This is a genomic window from Actinomadura sp. CNU-125, assembly GCF_001942465.1.
Classification (GTDB): Bacteria; Actinomycetota; Actinomycetes; order Streptosporangiales; family Streptosporangiaceae; genus Spirillospora.
The window spans coordinates 1-8,200 of sequence record NZ_MKJY01000249.1 but is presented as its reverse complement, the minus strand read 5'-3'; the positions used below and the strand labels follow the sequence as shown (position 1 = coordinate 8,200).

General features: G+C 74.6%; 9 protein-coding genes and 1 pseudogene. 8 read left to right on the top strand and 2 right to left on the bottom strand.

The genetic code is table 11. From position 1 onward, the window contains the following. The 8 genes and pseudogenes from BJF79_RS61780 to BJF79_RS26775 form a co-directional block, all read left to right on the top strand. Positions 1–597, top strand: a 597-nt coding sequence (locus BJF79_RS61780) for a phosphopantetheine-binding protein (protein ID WP_262402630.1), incomplete at its 5' end; no start/stop codon positions are given. Next, entirely contained in the window at positions 552–1,685 is a 1,134-nt protein-coding gene (locus BJF79_RS26795; protein ID WP_262402629.1) for a condensation domain-containing protein, read from the top strand. The genes BJF79_RS61780 and BJF79_RS26795, both read left to right, overlap by 46 nt. Next, positions 1,670–2,380, top strand: a complete 711-nt coding sequence (locus BJF79_RS61775; RefSeq protein WP_262402628.1) for a condensation domain-containing protein — start codon at positions 1,670–1,672, stop codon at positions 2,378–2,380. The genes BJF79_RS26795 and BJF79_RS61775 overlap by 16 nt, the downstream gene beginning before the upstream one ends. Continuing rightward, positions 2,329–4,455, top strand: a pseudogene (locus tag BJF79_RS61770) (non-ribosomal peptide synthetase); the annotation flags it as partial. The gene BJF79_RS61775 and the pseudogene BJF79_RS61770, both read left to right, overlap by 52 nt. Before the next feature lie 172 nt (positions 4,456–4,627). Further along, positions 4,628–5,593 (top strand): alpha/beta fold hydrolase, encoded by a 966-nt coding sequence (locus tag BJF79_RS61765; protein WP_262402632.1) that lies wholly within the window; start codon positions 4,628–4,630, stop codon positions 5,591–5,593. A gap of 1 nt (position 5,594) precedes the next feature. Continuing rightward, positions 5,595–5,804 (top strand): MbtH family protein, encoded by a 210-nt coding sequence (locus tag BJF79_RS26785; RefSeq protein WP_075901485.1) that lies wholly within the window; start codon positions 5,595–5,597, stop codon positions 5,802–5,804. Then, complete coding sequence (locus BJF79_RS26780; protein ID WP_262402627.1) at positions 5,797–6,462, top strand: GNAT family N-acetyltransferase; 666 nt, start codon at positions 5,797–5,799, stop codon at positions 6,460–6,462. The genes BJF79_RS26785 and BJF79_RS26780 overlap by 8 nt, the downstream gene beginning before the upstream one ends. Further along, on the top strand, positions 6,459–7,193 hold the full coding sequence (locus tag BJF79_RS26775) for a thioesterase II family protein (RefSeq protein WP_075901484.1): 735 nt from the start codon (positions 6,459–6,461) through the stop codon (positions 7,191–7,193). Before BJF79_RS26780 ends, BJF79_RS26775 begins: the two co-directional genes overlap by 4 nt. Before the next feature lie 15 nt (positions 7,194–7,208). On the opposite strand, the gene BJF79_RS61760 is transcribed toward BJF79_RS26775, so the two are convergent. Continuing rightward, entirely contained in the window at positions 7,209–7,688 is a 480-nt protein-coding gene (locus BJF79_RS61760; protein ID WP_410050144.1) for a S1 family peptidase, read from the bottom strand. After that, the coding region (locus BJF79_RS61755) for an alpha-lytic protease prodomain-containing protein (protein ID WP_262402626.1) at positions 7,685–8,200 on the bottom strand (516 nt) is incomplete at its 5' end. The genes BJF79_RS61755 and BJF79_RS61760, both read right to left, overlap by 4 nt.

Here is an 8,200-nt window from a genome sequence, read left to right as displayed (position 1 = left end):
GTGGACGACGGGTTCTTCGACCTGGGCGGCGATTCGATCATCGCGATCCAGCTCGTGTCCCGCGCCCGCCAGGACGGCTTGGCGATCACCCCTCGCGAGGTGTTCCAGCACCAGACCGTTGAGGAACTCGCCGCCGCCGCACGTCCCGTCGACGAAGACGGCCAAGTCGAGGCCGAACCGCCCGGCAGCGGCATCGGACAGGTCCCCGCGACCCCGATCATGCACTGGTTCCGCGAGTTGGACGGTCCGGTCACCGACTACAGCCAGCGCATGCTCCTGCGGGTCCCGCCGAACCTCGACATCGCGAAACTGACCGAGGCCCTGCGGACGGTCCTCGACCACCACGACATGCTCCGCCTCCGCGTGAACACGAGCAGGGGCGGCGGCGACGAGTTCGAGGTCGCCGAGCGGGGGACGGTCGACGCGGCGCCGCTCGTCCGGCGGGTGGACGTCGCCGGACGGGACGGCGGCGGCGCTGCGGGCGGTGCTCGCGCCGCGCGCGCGCCGCGCGCGACCGCCTCGACCCGGCCGCCGGGACGATGGTGCGGCTCGTGTGGTTCGACGCGGGCCCGGAGCGTTCGGGCCGGTTGCTCCTGACCCTCCACCACCTGGTCGTGGACGGCGTGTCGTGGCGGATCCTGCTGCCGACCTGGTCACCGGGTGGGCCGGGGGAGCGCTGGACCCCGTCCCGACGTCGTTCCTTCGGGGCGCAGCGCCTCGCCGCCGAGGCGTCCGACCCGGGCCGGGCCGCCGAGCTGCCGCTGTGGGAGGACGTCCTCGCGACGCCCGACCCGCTGCTCGGCGCGCGCCCCCTGGGCGCCGCCGACACGTTCGGCACCGCCCGCCACCACACGGTGAGCCTGCCCGCCGACGTCACGGGACCGCTGCTCGCCGACGTTCCCGCCGCGTTCCACGGCCGGGTGAACGACGTGCTGCTGACCGGGCTGGCGCTGGCCGTCGCCGAGTGGCGGCGCGACCGGGGCGGGACGGACGAGACGGCGGTGCTCGTCGACCTGGAGGGGCACGGCCGCGAGGAGATCGTCCCCGGCGTGGACCTGTCGCGGACGGTCGGCTGGTTCACCTCGATCTTCCCGGTGCGGATCGACGCCGGACGGGTGGAGGCGTCCGACGTCCGCGCGGGCGGCCATTCGGTCGGGACCGCGCTCAAGCGCGTCAAGGAGCAGCTTCGGGAGATCCCCGACAACGGCATCGGGTACGGGCTGCTGCGGTACCTGAACCCGTCGGGGCGCCTCGCCGGACGGCCGCACCCGCAGGTCGCGTTCAACTACCTCGGCCGGACGGCCGCGCCGGAGGACGCCGACTGGAGCCCGGCCGGCCAGGCCGAGTCGGACGCGCTCGGCGGCGGGCAGGACGACGCGCTCGCGCTCGTCCACGCCGTCGAGGTGAACGCCCACACCCGGGACCTGCCGGACGGCCCGGAGCTGACGGCCACCTGGACGTACGCGGCGAACGTGTTCGACGACGCCGCGATCGCGGACCTCGCGGGGCGCTGGACGGCGGCGCTGCGCGGCCTGGTCGCGCACGTCGTGGACGGTGCCGCGGGCGGCCCGGTCGGCGGGTTCACGCCGTCCGACCTGTCGCTGGTCGACGTCGGCCAGGACGAGATCGACGAACTCGCCGCCGAACTCGACGGCGAGTTCGACGACGAATGGGAGGACGAGTGACGAAGTCGCAGCTAGAGGACATCCTCCCGCTGTCGCCGCTCCAGCAGGGCCTGTTCTTCCACGCGCTCTACGACTCGGGGAACGACGTCTACACGGCGCAGGTGGTGTTCGACCTGCACGGGCCGCTGGACGCCGGCGCGCTGCGGGCGGCCGCGGCGACGCTGCTGCGCCGCCACGCGAACCTGCGGTCCGGGTTCCGGCAGCGCAAGGAGGGTTCGCCGGTGCAGGTCGTGCACCGCGCGGTGAAGGTGCCGTGGCGGGACGCCGACCTGACCGGCCTCCCGGAGGACGAGCGGGAGGCGGAGGCGGCGCGGCTCGCGGACGCCGAGCGGGCGCGGCCGTTCGACATGGCGAAGCCGCCGCTGCTGCGGTTCCTGCTCGTCCGGCTCGCCGACGACGTGCACCGGATGGTGTTCACGAACCACCACATCCTGCTCGACGGCTGGTCCACGCCCGTCCTGCAGACCGAGCTGTTCGCCCTCTACCTGGCGAACGGCGACGACACCGGCATGCCGCGCGTCGCCCCCTACAAGAACTACCTCGCGTGGCTGGCCGCGCAGGACCGCGCGCCGCCGAGGACGCGTGGCGCCGCGCCCTCGACGGGTTCAACGAGCCCGCGCTCGTCGCGCCCGGCGCGTCCGAGCCCGGCGCGGAACCCGTCGGACGGGTGCGGACGCGCCTCACCGAGGATCTGACCGCCGCGCTCAGCGCGCGCGCCCGCACGCAGGGCGTCACCCTCAACACCGTCTTGCAGCTCGCGTGGGGCGTGCTCGTCGGACGCCTCACCGGGAGCACCGACGTCGTGTTCGGCGCCGCCGTGTCCGGACGGCCTCCCGAACTGCAGGGCGTCGAGCAGATGATCGGGCTGTTCATCAACACGCTGCCGATCCGGGTGCGCGTCCGTCCGGCGGACACGGTCGCGGGCGCCCTCGCCCGGCTGCAGGACGAGCAGGCCGCGCTGCTGCCGCACCACCATCTGGGGCTCGCCGACGTGCAGCGGCTCGCGGGCGGCGGTGCGCTGTTCGACACGATGACCGTCCTGGAGAACTACCCGTTCGACCCGGACGCCGCGGGCACCGACCTCGGCGGCCTCACGTTCCGCGACGTGGGCGGCCACGACGCCACGCACTACCCGCTGACGTGCGCGGCCGTCCCCGGGCCGGGCCTGTCCCTGCGCATCGACCACCGCACCGACCTGTTCACCGCCGCGGACGCGCAGCGGCTGATGCGCCGGTTCGTCCGGATCCTCGACGCGATCGCGCACCGGCCCGGCCTGCCGCTCGGGCTCATCGACGTCCTCGACGAGGAGGAGCGCGCGCTCGTCCTGCGCGACTGGCAGGGCCCGGTCACCGGACGGGCGCCCGGCACGATCACCGGCGCGTTCGCCGCGCAGCTCGCCCGCACGCCCGCCGCCGTCGCGGTCCGGGACGCCGCGACGGGCGAGGCGATCACCTACGCGGAACTGGACGAGCGCGCCAACCGGCTCGCGCACCGGCTGATCGGGCTCGGCGTCGGTCGGGAGACGCCCGTCGCCGTCCTGCTGGAGCGGTCCGCCGCCGTGGCCGTCGCGTCCCTCGCCGTCCTGAAGGCGGGCGGCGCCTACGCGCCGATCCACCACGGCTATCCGGCCGAGCGCACCGCGTGGACGGTCGCCGAGATCGCCGCGCCCGTCGTGCTCGTCGACGCGGCGATGCGGGAACGCGTCGCGAACCTGGGCACGTCCGCGCGGATCCTGGACATCGACGACGATCCGGAGACGGACGCGCGGCCCGGCACCGACCCGGGCGTCGCGTGCCATCCCGAGCAGCTCGCGTGCGTGCTGTTCACGTCCGGGTCGACGGGCGTGCCGAAGGGCGCGATGCCGCGGCACCGCGACGTCGTCGACCTCGCCACCGACGGGTGGCTCGGCGGCGGGGCGCACGAGCGGGTGCTGGTCCACTCGCCGCACGCGTTCGACGCGTCCCTCTACGAGCTGTGGACGCCGCTGCTGCACGGCGGCACGGCCGTCGTCGCGCCGCCCGGCCCGCTCGACGGCGCCGCCCTGGAACGGCTCGTCGCGGACGGCGCGCTGACCGGCCTGTTCATCACCACGACGCTGTTCAACCTGGTCGCGGACGAGCGCCCGCACGCGTTCGCGGGGCTGCGCGAGGTGCTGACCGGCGGCGAGATCGGGTCGACGGCCGCGATGCGCCGGGTCCTGGCCGCGTGCCCGGACACGCAGGTCGCCAACATGTACGGGCCGACCGAGGCGACGACGTACACGACCGGCGTCGGGCAGCGCGAAATCCTCGCCGACGCCGCCGAGCGGTCGGCGCCGCTCGGCCGCCCCATCGACGACATGCGCCTGTACGTCCTGGACGCCGGCCTGCGGCCCGTCCCGCCGGGCGTCGTCGGGGAGGCGTACATCGCGGGCGCCGGGGTCGGCCGCGGCTACCTGCGGCGCCCTGCGCTGACCGCCGAACGGTACGTCGCCGACCCCTACGGCGCGCCCGGCGACCGCATGTACCGGACGGGCGACCTGATGCGGTGGCGCACCGACGGCGCCCTCGAATACGTGGACCGCGCCGACGACCAGGTGAAGGTGCGGGGCTTCCGCATCGAGCTCGGCGAGATCGAGGCGGCGATCGCCGCGCACCCCGGCGTCACGCACGTCGCGGTCCTCGCGCGCGAGGACGTCCCGGGCGTGAAGTCGCTCGTCGCGTACGTGATCGCGCCGGGCATGGACGGGACGGACGGGCTGCGGCGGTTCGTCGCCGGGCGGCTCCCCGAGTACATGGTGCCCGCCGCGTTCGTCGTCCTCGACACGTTCCCCGTCGGCCCCAACGGCAAGCTCGACCGCCGCGCCCTGCCAGCCCCCGACCAGGGCGCGGCCGCCGCCGGGCGGGCGCCCGCGACGCCCCGCGGAGGAGCGGCTCGCCGAACTCGTCGCGGGCGTCCTCGACGTGGACCGGGTCGGCGCGGACGTCAGCTTCTTCGAACTCGGCGGCGACAGCATCACCGCGCTGAAGCTCGCCGCCCGCGCCCGCGCGGCCGGGATCGAGCTGACGCCCCGCGACGTGTTCACCCACCAGACCGTCGAGGCGCTCACCCGCGTCGGCGACCCCGAGGACCGGCTCGGCTTCGAGGTCCTGCTGCCGATCCGCGCGTCCGGTTCCCGCCCGCCCGTCTTCTTCGTGCACCCCGCGGGCGGGCTCGCCTGGCCGTACCTGCAGTTCCAGCGGCCCCTCGGCCCCGACCAGCCCGTCTACGGGCTGCAGGCGCGCGCGTTCACGCAGGCGGAACTGCCCGGGTCCGTCGAGGAGATGGCCGCCGACTACATCGCGCAGATCCGCGCCGTCCGGCCGTCCGGCCCCTACCACCTGGTCGGCTGGTCGCTCGGCGGGCTCGTCGCCTACGAGATGGCCGTCCGGCTCCAGGCCGACGGCGAGGAGGTCGGGATGCTCGCGCTCATCGACTCCTACCACGGCCAGGACCTCGACTCCGAGCGCCGCGAGGTGCTGCCCGAGCTGCTGGAGGCCATCGGCGTCGACGAGACGATGGTCGCGTCCGACGGCGCCCCCGACCTCGCGAAGATCATGGCGGTGCTGGCCGAACGCGGCGACGCCCTCGCGACCCTCGGCGAGGACGACCTCGTCAACGTCTACCGCAACTACGAGAACGGGGTGCGGCACGCCGAGAACTACCGGCCCGGCCGCTACACCGGCGACATCGTGTTCTTCACCGCGCTGCGGGGCCGCGCCGCCGACTCGCCCACCGGCCACGGCAACTGGGGCCCGCTCGTCGACGGCGGCATCGAGGACCACCCCGTCGACATCGACCACCACCTGCTGATGGAACCCGGTCCGGCCGCCGAGATCGGCGCCGTGCTGGCCGCCGCGCTCGACAAAATCCACGACGGAAAGGGATGACATGACGAACCCGTTCGAGGACCCGGACGGCACGTACCTCGTGCTCGTCAACGACGAGGGCCAGCACTCGCTGTGGCCGTCGTTCGCGGAGGTCCCGGCAGGCTGGACCGTCGCGAAGGACGAGGACACCCGGCAGGCGTGCCTGGACCACATCAACGAGAACTGGACGGACATGCGGCCCAAGAGCCTCGTCGAGGCCATGGGTGACTAGCACCGTCGAGCCCGTCGAGCCCGTCGAGCCCGTCGAGCCCGTCGAGATCCCCGCGGTCACCGAGTGGACGATGGAGATGCTCGACGCCGCCGACCTGCGGCCCGCGCCGCTGCCCGGCGGCGAGATGACGTTCACGCTGGCCGGAACCCCGTCCGCCGACGTCAACCGGGCCCTGTACGGGCTGGTCGGCGCCCCCGTCTGCTGGACGGACCGGTTCGGCTGGACGTACGCGGACTGGTGCGCCTGGGTGGAGCGGCCCGAGCTGAGCACCTGGCTCGCGATGGCCGAGGGCACCCTCGCCGGGTTCTTCGAGATCGAGGCGCAGCCCGGCGGCGACACCGAGATCCACCTCCTCGGGCTCGGGCCCGCGTTCGTCGGCCGCGGCTACGGCGGCTACCTGGTGGAGCAGTGCGTCCGGCGCGCCTGGCGGCGCGGCGAGCTGTGGGCGCCCGGCGACGTTCCCGCCACCCGCGTATGGCTGCGCACCAGCAGCCTCGACCATCCGAACGCGATGGCGAACTACCGGCGGCGGGGCTTTAAGGTGGCCGCGGAGACCGTTGCCCCCAAGCTCGTCCCCGACCCCCGGACGGCGCCGTGGCCGCTGCCCCGCGACCCGCGCGCCGTCTCCGGCCGGGACGAGGAGGAGTTGATCACGTGAGCTGGTTCCGCTGCGCCGAACCGCGCCCCTGGGCGTCCATGCGGCTCTTCTGCCTGCCGCACGCGGGTGGGTCGGCGGTGTTCTACCGGTCCTGGGCCAAGGAGATCAGCCCCGCCGTCGAGGTGCACGCCGTCCAGTACCCGGGCCGCGCCGACCGGATGGGCGAGCCGCTCGTCTCCGACCCGCACCAGCTCGCGCGGCTGATCGCGGGCGCGCTGGCGCCGCTCGCCGACCGTCCGGCCGCGCTGTTCGGGCACAGCATGGGCGCCGTCGTCGGCTACGAGGTCGCGCGGCTGCTGCAGGAGCGGGGCAGCGCCCCGGTGCACCTGTTCGCGTCCGGCGCCCGGCCGCCCCACGACCGGGGGGACGACCGGGTCGCCGACCGCGACGACGACGGCGTGGTCGCCGAGATGGTGAAGCTCGGCGGCACCGACGCCGAGGCGCTGCGGGATCCGGAGCTGCGCGAACTGGTCATGCCGTACGTCCGCAACGACTTCGCGCTGATCGAGGGGTACGCGCACCGGGACGGTACCCGGCTCACCGTCCCGGTCACGGCGATCGTCGGGGACGACGACCCGCACGTCACCCCGGAGCAGGCCGCCGGGTGGGGCGACGTCACGGACGGCGGTTTCGCCGTCAGGACGCTGCCGGGCGGCCACTTCTACCTGGCCGACCGGCAGCCCGACGTCATCGCCGAGATCCTGCGGACCTTGGAGGTCCCTGCCGTCTGACGGTCACCGGACCGCTCAGTAGACGCTCAGCCCGTAGCGGGACAGCGGCTCGGTCACCGGCTGGAAGAACGTGGTGCCGCCCCACGTGCAGTTGCCGCTGCCGCCCGAGGTGAGCCCCAGCGCGGTCGAACCGGCGAACAGCGAGCCGCCGCTGTCGCCCGGCTCGGCGCACACGGTCGTCCGGATCAGGCCGCTGACGCTGCCCTCCTGGTAGTTGACCGTCTGGTTCAGCGCCGTGACCTGGCCGCGGTGCACGCCGGTGGTGCTGCCGCTGCGGGTGACGGTCTGGCCGACCGTCGCGTTGCCCGCCCGCGTGATGTCCTGCGTGCCGCCGCCGTACAGGTGGACGACGCCCTGGGTGTCCTGCGGCGTCGACGAGTACCGCACGACGCCGTAGTCGTTGCCGGGGAAGCTGCTGGCGGCGTTGCTGCCGAGCGTCCGCCCGCTGCCGTCCGTCCAGGTCGACCCGATCTCGGTGCAGTGCCCGGCGGTCAGGAAGTAGTACGTGCTTCCGCTGCGGACGTGAAGCCGAGCGAGCAGCGGCCGCCGCCCGCGTAGATGGCCTGGCCGCCCTGGGTGAACATGCGGAACTCGCCGGCGACCCGTTCGGTCCGGACGGCCGCGCCGTGCTGGGCCGCCTCGGACTTCACCTTCTTCAGGTCCGCGCCGGTGACGGTGCCGTCCATGCTGAGGACGACCTGGTTGGACGCGGGGTCGATCGCCCACGCGGTGCCCGGGACGGTGGCGTCCCGTTTGAGTTCGGCCATGACGTCCCGCAGGTCCGCGCCGCTGCGCTCGACCGTCCGGGCCTGGGCGCCCGCCGCGCGGACGGTCCGTGCGGCGGCGGAGTCGGTGACGGTGACGACGAGCTCGTTGGTGGACGTGTCGAGGTAGGCGCCCGCGCTGCGGTCGCCGAGCCGGTCGGCGAGCCGTTCGGCGACCTCGCCGGTCCCGGCCCGGGGACGGCGGGGGCGGCGGGTGCCGCGGCGGCCGGCGGGGCGGCGACG

Bases quoted from the DNA above. Each gene is read 5' to 3' on its own strand.
- BJF79_RS61775 (WP_262402628.1), top strand. From the start codon at position 1,670: ATGGGAGGACGAGTGACGAAGTCGCAGCTAGAGGACATCCTCCCGCTG.
- BJF79_RS26785 (WP_075901485.1), top strand. From the start codon at position 5,595: ATGACGAACCCGTTCGAGGACCCGGACGGCACGTACCTCGTGCTCGTC.